At 37.6% G+C, this 16,472-nt stretch carries 13 protein-coding genes; all 13 read left to right on the top strand.

Annotated features, from left to right (window positions below):
• Positions 1–103: 103 nt before the first annotated feature.
• Positions 104–418 (top strand): winged helix-turn-helix transcriptional regulator, encoded by a 315-nt coding sequence (locus ORL93_RS17365; protein WP_016112543.1) that lies wholly within the window; start codon positions 104–106, stop codon positions 416–418.
• 275 nt (positions 419–693) lie between these two features.
• A complete protein-coding gene (locus ORL93_RS17360) occupies positions 694–2,013 on the top strand; it encodes a C40 family peptidase (RefSeq protein WP_265959314.1) in 1,320 nt (439 codons plus the stop codon).
• A gap of 326 nt (positions 2,014–2,339) precedes the next feature.
• The gene (locus ORL93_RS17355) at positions 2,340–3,686 is read left to right on the top strand and encodes an ATP-dependent helicase ComFA (protein WP_265959313.1); all 1,347 of its coding nucleotides are present in this window, start codon (positions 2,340–2,342) and stop codon (positions 3,684–3,686) included.
• Positions 3,686–4,390: a ComFC family protein gene (locus ORL93_RS17350; RefSeq protein WP_265959312.1), complete on the top strand. Its 705-nt coding sequence runs from the start codon at positions 3,686–3,688 to the stop codon at positions 4,388–4,390. Before ORL93_RS17355 ends, ORL93_RS17350 begins: the two co-directional genes overlap by 1 nt.
• Before the next feature lie 126 nt (positions 4,391–4,516).
• Positions 4,517–4,714 carry a cold shock protein CspC gene (gene cspC / locus ORL93_RS17345; RefSeq protein ID WP_265959311.1) on the top strand — a complete coding sequence of 66 codons (198 nt, stop codon included), beginning with the start codon at positions 4,517–4,519 and terminating at the stop codon, positions 4,712–4,714.
• Between the two features lie 661 nt (positions 4,715–5,375).
• On the top strand, positions 5,376–5,918 hold the full coding sequence (hpf, locus tag ORL93_RS17340) for a ribosome hibernation-promoting factor, HPF/YfiA family (RefSeq protein WP_003201824.1): 543 nt from the start codon (positions 5,376–5,378) through the stop codon (positions 5,916–5,918).
• 414 nt (positions 5,919–6,332) lie between these two features.
• Positions 6,333–8,843, top strand: coding sequence for a preprotein translocase subunit SecA (secA, locus tag ORL93_RS17335; protein ID WP_006096559.1), 2,511 nt, complete (start codon positions 6,333–6,335; stop codon positions 8,841–8,843).
• Between the two features lie 334 nt (positions 8,844–9,177).
• Positions 9,178–10,279, top strand: a protein-coding gene (gene prfB, locus ORL93_RS17330; RefSeq protein ID WP_265959310.1) for a peptide chain release factor 2 whose coding sequence is annotated in 2 segments (ribosomal slippage) — positions 9,178–9,249 and positions 9,251–10,279 — 1,101 coding nt in all. Because the reading frame shifts where the segments join, the coding sequence is not laid out codon by codon here.
• Positions 10,280–10,733: 454 nt separating this feature from the next.
• Positions 10,734–11,057: a cytochrome c551 gene (gene cccB, locus ORL93_RS17325; RefSeq protein WP_097794512.1), complete on the top strand. Its 324-nt coding sequence runs from the start codon at positions 10,734–10,736 to the stop codon at positions 11,055–11,057.
• A gap of 887 nt (positions 11,058–11,944) precedes the next feature.
• A complete protein-coding gene (ftsE, locus tag ORL93_RS17320; protein WP_003209063.1) occupies positions 11,945–12,631 on the top strand; it encodes a cell division ATP-binding protein FtsE in 687 nt (228 codons plus the stop codon).
• Positions 12,621–13,514, top strand: coding sequence for a permease-like cell division protein FtsX (gene ftsX / locus ORL93_RS17315; protein WP_018765117.1), 894 nt, complete (start codon positions 12,621–12,623; stop codon positions 13,512–13,514). The genes ftsE and ftsX overlap by 11 nt, the downstream gene beginning before the upstream one ends.
• A 118-nt stretch (positions 13,515–13,632) precedes the next feature.
• Positions 13,633–15,069, top strand: coding sequence for a S41 family peptidase (locus tag ORL93_RS17310; protein ID WP_445012672.1), 1,437 nt, complete (start codon positions 13,633–13,635; stop codon positions 15,067–15,069).
• 190 nt (positions 15,070–15,259) lie between these two features.
• Positions 15,260–16,444, top strand: coding sequence for a PDZ domain-containing protein (locus ORL93_RS17305; RefSeq protein WP_265959308.1), 1,185 nt, complete (start codon positions 15,260–15,262; stop codon positions 16,442–16,444).
• Positions 16,445–16,472 lie beyond the last annotated feature (28 nt).

Here is a 16,472-nt window from a genome sequence, read left to right as displayed (position 1 = left end):
ATTTATATGTTGGAAAATCAAAATGCATTTATAAAAAATAAGGAAAGTTTTATTACTTACTTTTTATAAGAAACTATTTTATAATAAAGGAGAGGTGAAACATATGGAGCATAATTCTTGTTTATGTCCAAAGTTTGAGTCGGCTTTTACACTTCTTAGTAAAAAGTGGACGGGTTTAATTATTAAATCTTTGTTAGAAGAGCCGAAGCGATTTAGAGAAATTGCGGATATTATCCCAAATATGAGTGATCGTATGTTGTCAGAGCGTTTAAAAGAATTAGAGAGCGAAGGTGTAGTCGTTCGTAATGTGTATCCAGAAGTACCTGTTAGAATCGAATACGGATTAACAGACAAGGGAAAAGCATTAGAAAGTGTTATGAATGAAGTCCAAAATTGGGCTGAAAAATGGGTGAAATAATAGATTGTTCGATGAATAGAGAGAAAAAAGCACAAGGAGTGTTCCTTGTGTTTTTTTTTATAACAAATGTATGACAATTGTACAAAAAAATAGCGCGATTCCCTTAAGATTCTACAAGAAAATACAGGATTAGAAGGAAAATGTCAGGAAATTACAAACGTAATATTACATTTATTTTACAAAATCGTAACATTGATAAAATATCTCCCGAAATATGGTATAAATTTAAATAGATTATATACGGAAAAGAAAAAAGAAAGCGGTGTAAAAACAAAATGAAAAAGCTAAAAATGGCATCTTGCGCATTGGCTGCAGGATTTATGATGTTTTCAGTGGTAACACCAAATGTATTTGCGGAAAAGATTGAGGATGTAAAAACACAAATTAACTCACAAAATGACACTTTACATAAACAACAACAAGAACGTGACGAGCTTCAAAAACAAATGAACGATTTAAATAAAACGGTTCAAGATTTAGATACGTCTGTTCAAGAAAATGCAGCAAAACTTGATGAAACAACGAAAAAAGTTGAAGAAACACAAGCATTAATCGAGAAGAAAAATCAAAACATTGCAGATTTACAAACGAAAATTGCAAAACGTGAAGAGTTATTAAGAAAGCGTTTAGTAGCGCTTCAAGAGCAACCAAATACAAACGTTGTAACAGAAGTTGTTGTAAACTCTAAAAACATTGCAGATTTAGTAGATCGTTTAACTTCTGTTTCGAAAATTCTTGAATCTGATGAAGATATCATGACAACACAACAACAAGATCAAGCAACTGTGAAAAAAGATGTTGAAACGGTAAAAGAAAAACAAAAAGAATTAAAAGAAGCGCAAGTGAAAATCGAAACTGCAAAGAAAGAACTTGATGCTGAAAAAGCGAAAAAACAAGAAGCAGTGAACGATTTAAGCGGTAAAATGGATACAGTTGTAAACAGCATGACAAGCACAGAAGGTCAATTAAAAGAGCTTGAAAAGCAAGCATTATACTTACAACAATTAGCTGAAAAAGAAGCACAAGAAAAAGCAGCACAAGAAGCTGCTGCGAAGAAACAAGCAGAGCAAGCTCAGCAACAAGCTCAGCAACAAGCTCAGCAACAAGCTCAGCAACCGGCACCTGCAAATAATGGTGGACAAGCTAAGAAAGAAGAAGCTGCACCAGCGCCTGCAAATAATGGTGGACAAGGTAAAAAAGAAGATGTTAAACCAGCACCGGCTCCAAAACCAGGTCCAGAACCGGGTGTAATTGGAAAAGCAAAAAGCTTAGTTGGTATGAAATATGTTTGGGGTAGTTCTTCACCATCAAATGGCGGTTTTGACTGCAGTGGATTAGTTTCTTATGTGTATGGTTTAGGGCATCAAACTACTTCTAGTTTATGGGGATCTGTACAAAAAATTAGCGCGTCTGAAGCGCAACCAGGTGACCTTATCTTCTTGCAAGGTACTTACAGAGCAGGTGTATCACACGTTGGTATTTACATTGGTAATGGCCAGATGATTCATGCTGCGGATGAGAGAACTGGTGTTACTTACGGTAGTGTAAATAGCAGTTATAACCAAGCTCATTTCTTAGGTTACGGTAGATTATAAGATTTTTAACTAAATAAAACATGTGTATAAAGTCGATAGCTTACTATTTTAAAAGTAGGTTATCGGCTTTTTTGAGTTTTTACGAGAGAAAGAGAAGGGATTATAGTAGAGCTATATAAATATAAATACGCATAGAAAGACCGACATAAAACCATTCCTTTTAGGTGGGAGAGAGCATCCGTTCATGGATAGGAGCGGTCAGTGCTTTTTTTAGCTCCATGCCAAGTGAAAACAGAAGGAGAAAATGAGTGGAGAACTTCTTTTGTTTTCATAACCGCGACTTATATGCTGAAAAATCAAAATGGATTTATATAGGAGGCGTTACTATGCTAGTAGGAAGACAAATGCTACGAGAAGAAATTTTGTTTTCAAAAGATGAATTAGACCGTTTGGAAAGACAAGGGGATATTTCTTTAGAAAAAGGTGTAATAAAGAAATCGTCACATTATGTATGTCAGCGCTGCGGAAATAGCGAGCAACGGTTATTTGCTTCGTTTTTATGTAAAAGGTGCAATCAAATGTGCACGTATTGCCGAAAGTGCATCACGATGGGGCGAGTAGGAGAATGTACAGTGCTCGTTCGAGATATACGAGATGTAGTATGGGAAAGCTTGCCGAATCCTTTACGGTGGGAGGGCCATTTATCAGTTGGGCAGGAGAGAGCAGCTAGCGGAGTAACAGAAGCAGTACGCCAAAAAGAATCTTTTTTTATATGGGCAGTATGTGGAGCTGGTAAGACAGAGATGCTTTTTTATGGTATAGATGAAGCTTTACAAAAAGGCGAGCGGGTTTGTATTGCAACGCCGCGGACTGATGTGGTGTTAGAGCTCGCACCCCGTTTGCAAACTGTTTTTCCAGATGTACCGATTGCTGCGTTATATGGTGGTAGTTTGGATCGTGAAAAGGAAGCAAGGCTCATCGTTTCTACAACGCACCAGTTGCTTCGTTATTATAGAGCATTTGATGTTATGATTGTGGATGAAATTGATGCTTTTCCATATGCGATGGATAAGATGCTTCATCATGCAGTAGAGCAAGCGAGTAAAGAGCGAGCTGCGCAAATTTATTTAACTGCAACTCCGGAAGAAACATGGAAGCGTAAGCTATGGAGTGGTAAACAAAAAGGTGTAATCATTCCGGGGCGTTATCATCGTCAGCCTTTGCCAGTCCCAAGGTTCCGGTGGTGCGGTAATTGGAAAAAGGCGTTAAAACGAAAAGAAATCCCGCATGTTGTTTTTGAATGGCTAAAGTATTATCTCCTTAAACAATCTCCTATTTTTCTATTTGTTCCTCACGTACGTTATATTGATGAAGTAAGTGTAGTATTAAAAAAATTAGATGATCGCATTGAAGGTGTTTATGCTGAGGATCCAAAGCGAAAAGAAAAGGTAGCTTCGTTCCGAAAAGGAAATATCCCATTATTAGTAACGACGACGATTTTGGAACGCGGCGTGACGGTAGAGAATTTACAAGTAGCGGTGTTAGGGGCGGAAGAGGTCATTTTTTCGGAAAGTGCACTTGTACAAATTGCTGGCAGGGCCGGCAGAAGTCATCGCAGGCCAGATGGTGATATTCTTTATTTTCATTATGGAAAAACAGAAGCAATGATACGCGCAAAAAAACACATTCAATTTATGAATAAAAAGGCAAAGCAAGAAGGGTTGATACATTAATGCATTGTCTACTTTGTCATGATTTTATTTCAGAAAGCGTTAGCTGGTATTCTTTTTTTATTCAGTCTGACAGGCGGTGTATATGTGAGCGATGTGAACGGAAACTTTCCTATATTATAGGAGAAATTTGTGATGACTGCGGCAGACCATTTGAGTCTCTGTCAGAGGAGTATAGAGAAGGTAACCTTTGCAAGGATTGCGTAAGATGGCAGGAAGAGAGAAAGTTTCTACCTATAAAAAATCGATCTGTGTACGTCTATAATGATTGGATGAAGGAAGTATTAGCTCAGTTTAAATTTCGTGGGGATGCTGAGCTTGTTCGTATTTTTCATGCGCACTTTGTAGCTACATTTCGTAAGTATTTTTCAGACTGTCATGCGATGATTCCGATTCCGCTTAGTAAGGAGCGAGAATACGAGCGTGGTTTTAATCAAGCGGAATTGTTAGCATCTTGTTTACCACTTAGTTTTCTACAAACATCCTTAAGTAGAAAAGACACGGAAAAGCAAAGTGAAAAGAAACGTATAGAGAGGCTTTCAGTAGCGAATCCCTTTTATTTTCACAAAGAAGAAATGTTTATTGGGCAGCATCTTTTACTCATTGATGATGTGTATACGACAGGAATTACGGTTAGGCAAGTTGCAAAGTGCCTGTATGATGCAGGTGCTCGAAAAATTTCTAGCCTTACTCTTTGCCGTGGGTAATATATGTATGTCGAAAGATACAATAAAAAGGCGACAAGACTTCTTTGACTTGATATGTTGTCATTCGTTATAGTCAAATTATGGGGTAAATGCCCTTATTTTTAGAGTGAAGGGAATGGAACGAACATGCAAGGAAGAGTAAAGTGGTTTAATGGAGAAAAAGGATTTGGGTTTATCGAGCGTGAAGACGGTGATGATGTTTTTGTTCATTTTTCTGCAATTCAACAGGATGGGTATAAGTCGTTAGAAGAGGGACAAAAAGTAGAATTTGACATTGTAGATGGTGCGCGTGGACCACAAGCAGCGAATGTTGTGAAATTATAATTTCGAACGAAGAGTTTTGTGAGAAACATAGAGCTGGGGTTGTGGCAACGGTTTATATATATTCAATTTGATCTTCCAAAATATAAATTGCGGCTATGAAGAACAGAAGGAGACTTTCACCTATTGTCCCCTTCTGTCTTTTTTGCGTGGCATGGGGAAAAAGTCCTGTCCGCTCTTATGCAAAGACGGACGCTCGTTCTCACCAAAAAGAAATGGTTGTATATGGTTCTTTCAATTTATAACTTTAATTTGATTTCACGGCACATAAATTACGGTTATGAAAGACAAACAGAGACTTCCGCCCATTGTCTCCTTGTGTTCTTACATGGCACGGGGCTAAAAAAAGTCCCTGCCCGCTACTAGCCATGGGCGGATGCTCCCTCCCACCTAAAAGAGATGGTTGTGTTTTCGGTCGGTCTTTCCATTCAAATGATAAAAATGTTGTCAAAAAGTTGTTTCTTTTCTGTAACGAATTGTCCATACTTATATTCGTTATTTACGATGTTAATAGGGTAAAATGTAAATAGAAACGATGCATCTTTTCTTTTCAACAAAAAACGATAAAAAATTTCAATTTCCCTAACTTTTTCAAAAAAGTTAGCAGGATTTTTTAAGCCATTGTCGAAATTGTATACATAGGCTTGAAAGGAGGAATTCATCTATGAAATTCAACATTCGTGGTGAAAATATTGAAGTAACTCCAGCATTAAAGGAATATGTAGAGAAAAAACTTAGCAAATTAGAGCGTTATTTTGATACATTCCCAGAGGTTAAAGTTAATTTAAAAGTATACTCTGACAAGCAACGTGTCGAGGTAACAATCCCATTTACAGATTTATTACTTCGTGCAGAAGAAACTCATAGCGATATGTACGCTGCAATTGATTTAGTGGTTGATAAAGTTGAGCGACAAATTCGTAAACATAAAACAAAAGTAAATCGTAAATTACGTGAAAAAGGTTCTCCGAAAACTGCATTTATCCTTACAGAGCCAGCGGCAACGTTGGAGGAAGTGAAAGAGGATGAATTAGAGCTTGTACGTACAAAACGATTTGATTTAAAACCAATGGATGTTGAAGAAGCCATTTTACAAATGGATATGTTAGGTCATAACTTCTTCGTCTTCACAAATGCGGATACAAATGAAACTAATGTTGTCTATGGCCGCAAAGATGGAAAATATGGATTAATTGAAACAAAATAATAAGTAAAGAACGCAGCTGTAAAAGGCTGCGTTTTTTTTATTGTTTATAAAATGTTTTACGTGTAGACCGATGAAACATATGAAAGTCTTTGAGTTTTCACTCTGTTATTTTTGGGAAGACATACCGCTGTCTCAGAATGGGACAGGAAACAAAGAAGTTTAGTAAAGGATGAAATCGCTATAAAACGCCTATTAATCAAAATTTCAGCTAATTTAGGCTATGCGTTTGGCCAGTTGTTGTCATAGCTATAAAACAAGTGTTACAATTATCATTAGGTTTATACTTTTTTTGTTTTTTTAAGTAGGAGAGAAAATGCTAGAAAATAAATTTGCGTTTTATAACGACTGATTAGTGAGCAGAAATATAGAGCACGATCGGAAGTTTTATTTTAATAAAAGAGGAGCGTATTTCCTATGATCGGTATTTTAAAAAAGGTGTTTGATGTAAACCAGCGCCAAATTAAACGTATGCAGAAATCTGTGGATCAAATAGAAGGGTTTGAATCATCGATTCAATCGTTAACTGACGAACAATTAAAAGGGAAAACAATTGAATTTAAAGAGCGTCTTACGAAAGGCGAGACAGTAGACGATTTATTACCAGAAGCTTTTGCGGTTGTTCGTGAAGCAGCGACACGCGTTCTTGGTATGCGCCCCTATCCTGTGCAATTAATGGGTGGTATTGCCTTACATGAAGGGAATATTTCTGAGATGAAAACAGGGGAAGGTAAAACATTAACTTCTACTTTACCGGTTTATTTGAATGCTTTAACAGGTAAAGGTGTTCATGTTGTTACAGTCAATGAATATTTAGCGCAGCGTGACGCAGGGGAAATGGGACAACTACATGAGTTCCTTGGCTTAACAGTAGGAATTAACTTGAATAGCATGTCACGTGAAGAAAAGCAAGCTGCTTACGCTGCTGATATCACATATAGTACAAACAACGAGCTTGGTTTTGACTATTTGCGTGATAACATGGTGCTATATAAAGAGCAACGTGTTCAGCGTCCGCTTCATTTCGCAATCATTGATGAAGTCGATTCCATTTTAGTTGATGAAGCGCGTACGCCGCTTATCATTTCTGGACAAGCACAAAAATCAACAGAACTATATATCTTTGCAAATGCATTTATTCGTACGTTAGAAAATGAAAAAGATTACTCATTTGACGTGAAAACGAAAAATGTCATGTTAACAGAAGACGGGATTACGAGAGCAGAGAAAGCTTTCCATATTGAAAACTTATTTGATTTAAAACACGTTGCACTTCTTCACCATATTAATCAGGCGCTTCGTGCACACGTTGTAATGCACCGCGATACAGATTATGTTGTACAAGAAGGCGAAATTGTAATTGTAGACCAATTCACTGGTCGTCTTATGAAAGGCCGCCGCTATAGTGAAGGTTTACACCAAGCGATTGAAGCAAAAGAAGGCGTAGAAATTCAAAATGAAAGTATGACATTAGCAACCATTACATTCCAAAACTACTTCCGTATGTACGAAAAGTTATCAGGTATGACTGGTACAGCGAAAACGGAAGAAGAGGAATTCCGTAACATTTATAATATGAATGTTATCGTGATACCAACAAACAGACCAGTTGTTCGTGATGACCGTGCCGATTTAATTTTCAAAACGATGGAAGGAAAATTCAATGCGGTTGTTGAGGATATTGTAAAACGCCATAAGCAAGGGCAACCAGTTCTTGTTGGTACAGTTGCAATTGAAACATCTGAACTTATTTCAAACATGTTAACACGTAAAGGTGTACGTCATAACGTCTTGAATGCGAAAAACCATGCGCGTGAAGCGGATATTATTACAGAAGCAGGATTTAAAGGCTCTGTAACGATTGCGACAAACATGGCTGGTCGTGGTACGGATATTAAACTAGGCGAAGGTGTAAAAGAAGCTGGTGGCCTAGCGGTTATCGGTACAGAACGTCATGAAAGTCGTCGTATTGATAATCAGTTACGTGGTCGTTCTGGTCGTCAAGGAGACCCTGGTGTGACGCAGTTCTACTTATCAATGGAAGATGAATTAATGCGCCGCTTCGGTGCAGATAATATGAAAGCGATGATGGATCGCCTTGGTATGGATGATTCACAGCCAATCGAAAGTAAAATGGTATCTCGTGCTGTAGAATCTGCGCAAAAACGTGTAGAAGGAAACAACTACGATGCACGTAAACAGCTCTTGCAGTATGACGATGTACTTCGCCAACAACGTGAAGTAATTTATAAACAACGTCAAGAAGTAATGGAATCTGAAAACTTACGAGGCATTATCGAAGGTATGATGAAATCTACTGTAGAACGTGCTGTTGCCCTTCATACGCAAGAGGAAATTGAAGAGGATTGGAACATTAAAGGTCTGATTGACTACTTAAATACAAACCTTCTTGAGGAAGGTGATGTTAAGGAAGAAGAATTACGTCGTCTTGCACCAGAAGAAATGAGCGAGCCAATCATTGCAAAATTAATAGAGCGTTATGATGAAAAAGAAAAACTTCTACCAGAAGAACAAATGCGTGAATTTGAAAAGGTTGTTGTATTCCGCGTTGTAGATACGAAATGGATGGATCATATCGATGCGATGGATCATCTTCGTGAAGGTATTCATTTACGTGCCTACGGTCAAATTGACCCGCTTCGTGAATACCAAATGGAAGGATTCGCAATGTTTGAATCCATGATCGCTTCCATTGAAGAAGAGGTTTCTCGTTACATTATGAAAGCAGAAATCGAACAAAACTTAGAGCGCCAAGAAGTAGCTCAAGGTGAAGCAGTTCATCCGAAAGATGACGGTGAAGAAGTGAAAAAGAAACCAGTTGTAAAAGGTGAACAAGTAGGACGTAACAACCTATGCAAATGTGGCAGTGGTAAGAAATATAAAAACTGCTGTGGTATTGGGAAATAAGGAAAAGTGGCGCCGACTGTTCAGCCCCGTTGGCTAAGGTTCTTTCTTGTGCGGAAGGTTCTTAGACATGAGGGGCTAGGAGGCAGAATTGGATCAAAAGAAAAGCGGAAGCGGCTCGTTCAGAATGTGAGAAGGATGGAGCTCCTGACAGAGAGGCGTAGTTTGCCTCGCAGGGAGGCGCTCCAAATCGACCTTACACGAAATTTTATTTTCAAAATGGAAAAGTTTTAAAAATATCCATATAATAAAAAGGGACAAACTCTCTCTGTAATAAGCGGAGGGAGTTTCCCTTGTTTTATATAAAAGCGATAGTAATTACATAGAGGTGAAGAGCATGGAATTAGTAGAAATTAGGCAAGAATTAGAGAAAATGGCTAAGAGATTAGCGGCTTTTAGGGGGTCTCTTTGACCTTCCTATAAAGGAAAAACGCATTGCAGAATTAGAAGAAACAATGATGGGTGCAGGCTTTTGGGATGATCAACAAGGCGCACAAACTGTAATTAATGAAGCGAATGCGTTAAAAGAAATGGTTGGGAAGTTTCGTCAGTTAGATGAAACATTCGAAAATTTAGAAGTGACACATGAACTTTTAAAAGAAGAATATGATGAAGATTTACATGAGGAATTAGAATCTGAAGTGAAATCTTTAGTTCGAGAAATGAATGAGTACGAGCTTCAGCTATTATTAAGCGATCCTTATGATAAAAATAATGCGATTTTAGAACTACATCCAGGTGCTGGTGGAACAGAATCACAAGACTGGGGTTCTATGCTATTACGTATGTATACACGCTGGGCTGAAAAACGCGGGTTTAAAGTAGATACAGTCGATTATTTACCAGGCGATGAAGCAGGAATCAAAAGTGTAACATTGTTAATTAAAGGTCATAACGCTTACGGTTACTTGAAAGCAGAGAAAGGTGTACATCGTCTTGTACGTATTTCACCGTTTGACTCTTCAGGCCGTCGTCATACATCGTTCGTATCTTGTGAAGTTGTACCTGAATTTAATGATGATATCGAGATTGAAGTGCGTACGGAAGATTTAAAAATAGATACGTACCGTGCAAGTGGTGCGGGTGGACAGCACATTAATACGACGGATTCCGCGGTTCGTATTACACATACGCCAACGAATACGGTTGTAACATGTCAATCCGAGCGTTCGCAAATTAAAAACCGTGAACATGCGATGAAAATGTTAAAGGCGAAATTATATCAAAAGAAATTAGAAGAACAGCAAGCGCAGTTAAATGAAATTCGTGGTGAACAAAAAGAAATTGGCTGGGGTAGCCAAATTCGTTCTTACGTATTCCACCCATACTCTCTAGTGAAAGACCACCGTACAAATACGGAAGTTGGTAATGTACAAGCGGTTATGGATGGAGAAATTGATCCGTTTATTGATGCGTATTTACGCTCTCGTATTTCTTAAGAAAAAAAGCCAACGGACTGTTGGCCTATCGTTGAGGAGATAGAGAGGAATAATGAGGTACATCTTGTCTGTATTGATAAGAGAAGGAGGAAGAGGAGTTGGGTGACAACTTCTCTTTTTGATGAGCTTGGTTTTATGATACAAGGTCGTATATTGTTTTGTAAAAAGTAAAAAATATTAAGAAGCAAGCTATAAATGATAAGGAAGCCGTATAGAATTTTTCCTTTTCTGTTTTGTAAAAACAGTATCTTTATAGTAATTTGCATTTGTTCACAGAATTGAAACAATTGGTGAAAGCTTTATATGAGTAGGGTTCTCATCCCTTTTGTAAAAAATATCCTATTGAGGTTGGTTTTTCTATAAGGGGATAATTATTATAATGGCAAGTGAGAGCTATGTGAAAGTATGGCTATATCAATAATAAGAAGGATATCAACAATGGGGAGCGATATAAGTGAAAAAGAAATTGTTGGCTATTGCATTAGGAACATCATTAGCTTTTACTATAGGAGCATGTGGAAAGAAAGAAGAAAATAAATCTTCTAATCAATCTGCAAGTACAGATAGTGCAGAGCAAATTTCCAAAAAAAGTTGTGCAGGTTGTCATGCTAGCGACTTATCTGGTGCAACTGGACCTGATTTACGAAAAGTAGGCGGTAAATACGACGCGGCGGAGATTGAAAATATTATCAAAAAAGGACGCGGTTCAATGCCAGCGGAACTTATTCAAGGTGAGGATGCAAAAAAAGTATCAGAGTGGTTAGCAGAACATAAGTAAGAAAAGAGGAAGTGGCTTGTTTAAAATCGTAGGACGTTGGAACCCCCGACAGAGAGGCATTTTTTGTCTCGTCCGAGGGAGTGAAACGGCCGGAGATTTTAGCCACTGCAGCTAGACAAAAGAAAAGAGGAAGTGGCTTGTTTAGAATAGAAGGAAGAAGCAAAGCCACTGAGCATTCTAGCCGCTAAAGCTAGAACGTAAAAAAAGTGGAGCTGACTGTTTAGCAGTGTTGGCTAAGGGGCTTTTTTGTGTGGAAGGTTCTTAGACATGATGGGCTAAACAGTCAGTTTTTTGGGCTATTTTATAAAAAGCTAGACTTATAAGATGATTCATAAAATGATATAGACTTGTTTATGATATATATGTATCTATTTTGATTTTAAAATAGATAAACTGCTGCTATGAAGAACAAAAGGTGACCTGTACTCGTTTTCTCTCTTTGTTTTAACTTGGCATTGGGTAGGAAAAGGATCTGACTGCTTCTATGCATGGCCTGATGATCTCTCCCATCTAAAAAAGAAAGGGTTTATGTTTGTTTTTTCAATTTGTACTTATATAGTTAGGAATTAACCTTTTATCGAGGAAAGGGAGCTTTGAATAACTGCTTTTTCTTGTTTTTTTTTGCGCTGTAACATAACTGTAACAAAATTGTATCCGAATTGGAAACCTAATGATGTTACAATGTAGTTTGTAGAATTTTGCTGAAACATGTACATAAGCAACAGTGATAGACTGAAACTGCTGTTACTGTTATTTGAAACAACAGAAATACTTTAATAGGTTTGTAGTACAGCAGAGTGTAAGTAAGAGCGGGAGCTTTTGCTTTCATATTCAGATAGACAGAAAAAGTATGTCGAAAAAAATCATTAAGTATTGGGTGATAAATAATGATAAAAATGACGAATGTTTATAAGGAGTATCCAAATGGTATGAAAGCCATCGATGGACTCACAGTTAGCATTAAGCAGGGTGAATTTGTATACGTAGTTGGACCGAGTGGAGCCGGAAAATCTACATTTATTAAGATGATGTATCGTGAAGAAAAACCAACAACAGGATCTATCAATGTGAATGGACTTGTAATTGAAACGTTAGCAGAGCGAGATGTACCATATTTTCGCCGTCAGCTAGGCGTAATTTTCCAAGACTTTAAATTGCTACCTAAATTAACGGTATATGAGAATGTAGCGTTTGCTTTAGAAGTAATTGAAGAAGAGCCTGATGCAATTCGTGAGCGTGTTACTGAAGTACTGGGTCTTGTAAGCCTTGAAGATCGTGCGGACGCACTTCCAACTGAACTTTCAGGTGGAGAACAACAGCGTGTGGCGATTGCAAGGGCGATTGTAAATAAGCCAAAAGTTGTGATTGCCGATGAGCCGACAGGAAACTTAGATATTGATACAGCACTTGATATTATGAGTATCTTTAAACGTATTAATGAGCGCGGTACAACAATTGTTATGGCAACACATAACGCAGATATCGTAAATACAATTCGTCATCGCGTAATTGCGATTGAAGGCGGAAAAATTGTTCGAGATGAGATTGAGGGAGGATACGGATATGAAGACTAAAACCCTTAGTCGGCATTTACGAGAAGGTGTAAAAAATCTATCCCGTAACGGATGGATGACGTTTGCTTCTGTAAGTGCAGTAACAGTTACATTATTACTTGTAGGTGTCTTTTTAACAGCGATTATGAATATGAACCACTTTGCAACGAAAGTGGAGCAAGATGTAGAAATTCGTGTACACATTGATCCAGCGGCGAAAGAAGCGGATCAAAAGAAATTGGAAAAAGATCTTAGCAAAATTGCAAAAGTGGATTCTGTTAAATATTCTTCTAAAGAAGAAGAGTTAAAACGTTTGATTAAAAGCTTAGGTGACAGCGGAAAAACGTTTGAGTTATTTGAGCAAGATAATCCACTTAAAAATGTATTTATTGTAAAGGCGAAAGAACCAACAGATACAGCTACAATTGCGAAAAAAGTTGAAAAAATGCAGTTTGTAAGTACAGTTCAATATGGTAAAGGCCAAGTTGAAAAATTATTTGATACAGTGAACACAGGCCGTAATATTGGGATTTTGTTAATTGCTGGTCTATTATTCACAGCAATGTTCTTAATCTCTAATACAATCAAAATTACAATTTATGCACGAAGCACGGAGATTGAAATTATGAAACTTGTAGGTGCGACAAACTGGTTTATCCGTTGGCCGTTCTTATTAGAAGGTTTATTCTTAGGTGTACTTGGTTCAATTCTCCCAATTGTTGTAATTTTATCTACTTATAATTCGCTTCAAGGTATGTTTAACCAGAAGCTTGGAGGAACGATTTTCGAACTTCTTCCATATAGTCCGTTTGTATTCCAACTTTCCGGTTTATTAGTGTTAATTGGTGCATTAATCGGTATGTGGGGAAGCGTAATGTCAATTCGTCGCTTCTTAAAAGTATAAAAAGTTGCAAACATAATTCGTACAAGCTTATCATATAGTAGAAATAGGTAAAGGCATCACACAATGTGTGATGCCTTTTGCTACACCACCTGTGTGTTCTGGAAAGGGGAATTCCGCATTGAAACGTAGAGTTGCGATTATTGGAATGATTGTTGCATTTTTAATTGGTGCTGGCGGAATGTTTGCAGGTATGTATATGTTTGGAATCAATCCATCATATATGGCGCAAACAATTACAGGCGATAGTGCCAGCACGAAACAAGGGGATTTAGCTAAAATTAATGAGGCGTATGCACTGATTGATTCGCGTTATGTGGAAGACGTGAAGGATGAAAAGCTTGTTGAGGGTGCGATACAGGGTATGTTGTCGACGCTGAAGGACCCTTATTCCACGTATATGGATAAGGAAACAGCGAAGCAATTTACAGAGTCGCTTGATCCGGAGCTTGAAGGTATTGGTGCTGAGGTGAACAAAACGGATGGAAAACTGATCATTGTCTCTCCGATTAAAGGGTCACCAGCAGAAAAAGCAGGCATTAAGCCAAATGATCAAATTTTATCAGTAAATGGAAACAGTGTAAAAGATTTATCACGTGAAGAAGCGGTCTTAAAGATTCGTGGTAAACAAGGAACGGACGTTACGCTTGAGATAAAGCGTTCAGGAGTAGCAGATCCACTAGAATTTAAAATTAAACGTGAAAAAATTCCGATTTTTACTGTGTTTAGTTCTGTAAAGAAAGAGAAGGAGAAAAATATTGGTTATATCCAAATTACATCTTTCTCTGAAAATACAGCGAAAGAATTTAAAGATCAATTAAAAGAACTTGAAAAGAAAGATATAAAAGGCCTTGTCATTGATGTACGTGGTAATCCAGGAGGTTACTTAAATAGCGTACAAGATATTTTAGGATTAATTATGACGGACAAAAAGCCAATGATGCAAGTTGAACAACGAAATGGTGAGAAAAAGAAATTCTCAACTGCATTAAAAGAGAGAAAATCATATCCGATTTCAGTATTAATTGATAAAGGAAGTGCATCGGCTTCAGAAATTTTAGCAGGTGCATTAAAAGAAGGCGAAGGATATGATTTAGTTGGTGAAAAAACATTTGGAAAAGGTACTGTTCAGCAAGCTGTTCCGTTTAAAGATGGCAGCAATATTAAACTGACAATGTTTAAATGGCTTACACCAGATGGCAATTGGATTCATAAGAAAGGAATTGCCCCAACGGTGGAAGTGAAACAGCCAGATTATTATCATGCAACGCCAATTCAAATTGAGAAAACACTTTCTTATAATTCAAATGATGTACAAGTGAAGCATGCGCAAGAAATGCTGAAAAGTTTAGGATATGTACCTGGACGTGAGGATGGATACTTTAGTAAGGAAACAGAGTCGGCTTTAAAAGCATTCCAAAATGCAAATGAAATGGAAATGACAGGTCAGCTTGATAAAAAGACAGCTGAAGCGATTCAAAATAAAATCATTGAAAAGATTCGCTCTGGTGAAAATGATCTGCAATTGCAGGCAGCATTAAAGATAATGGCAAAATAAGGAAAAATACAGGCATATTATTGCCTGTATTTTTTTGTGTGTTTATCCCGCTACTTATGAACGGTAACACTCCTATCTCAAAATTTAGAAAAAGAAAAGAAGGTAGATGGGGGATGGAGAAAACGCCACTGATTAAAGTTTCACTTTATGATAAGATAAAAAGAAAGAATAAATGGTGGTGAAGTGATTCGTGGAGGCGTGGTCTTTTGAGATAATGCGAGCAGTTGGGCGTTTTTTCTTACACCCTGCTGTCTATGTATTTTTGATAAGTAGCATTTTTGTTGGATACTTACGTATATTACGAGAACGAAAAGATTTTTCTTTTAAAGTATATGATATTTGGTTTGAACTACGAACATCCTTATTTTCAGGAGTTGGATATGGATTCGTTGTATCCATCATAACAGTTGGAGCCGGACTAGTTATGTCGCAAGCAAGTATATGGATGATTTTAATTTGGACACTAGTATTTGGACTAGCTGCTCAATATAGATATTTATCTTCTGCTTACACATTTGGCGTGGCGATTGTAGTAGCTTTATTATCTTCTAAACTTCCAATCTCTTTCTTACAGCTTGGAGAAGGAGAAGAGAGTACCATTGCATCACTTGCCATTTTACTTGGCTTGATGTTAGTAGTAGAAGGATTATTAATTTCGAAAAATGCGGTGCGGCATTCAACGCCTAAAATGCGTAAAGGAAAGCGCGGTTTAAATATTGGACTACATGAATCAAAGCGTTTATGGCTCGTTCCGATTTTTATTCTTGTGCCGGGAGATGCTGTTACACAATTTGTTTCGTGGTGGCCGGTCATTTCTGTTGGTTCACAAACGTATTCCTTATTCCTTGTACCGTTTTTACTTGGCTTTATGCGAACAATTAGAAGTGAGGAACCGACAGAAGCATTATTATTTACAGGAAGACGTATATTTGGTTTAGCGACCCTTGTTCTTGTTTTAGGAGTGGTCAGTTATTGGTGGCCTGTTGTAGCTATTCTTGCGATGGGGGTCGCGATGCTTGGTCGCTTTACTATTGCGATGCGGGAACGTATAGCTGATGAAACGTGCCCAGCATATTTTGCAGCGCGCGACGATGGATTAGTTGTATTAGGTATAATTCCGAATACAGTCGGTGTAGAAATGAATCTGAAGCCCGGAGAGGTTATTACGAAAGTAAACGGTGTAATTCCTAAAAGTGCAGAAGAGTTTTATGATGCGCTTCAGTCCAAGACGACAGGGGCATTTTGTAAGTTAGAAGTACTTGATACAAAAGGCGAGCTCCGCCTTGCTCAAACGGCACTATATGCAGATGGACATCATGAATTGGGACTTGTGTTTGTAGAACAGAATCATAAGTGGGATACGGAAGCAGTGTAATTTAAAAGACCTTGTATATGTAATTTTA

The sequence above is a fragment of the Bacillus sp. DHT2 genome, assembly GCF_026241455.1.
Taxonomy (GTDB): domain Bacteria; phylum Bacillota; class Bacilli; order Bacillales; family Bacillaceae_G; genus Bacillus_A; species Bacillus_A pseudomycoides.
This window is presented reverse-complemented; position numbering and strand designations above follow the sequence as displayed.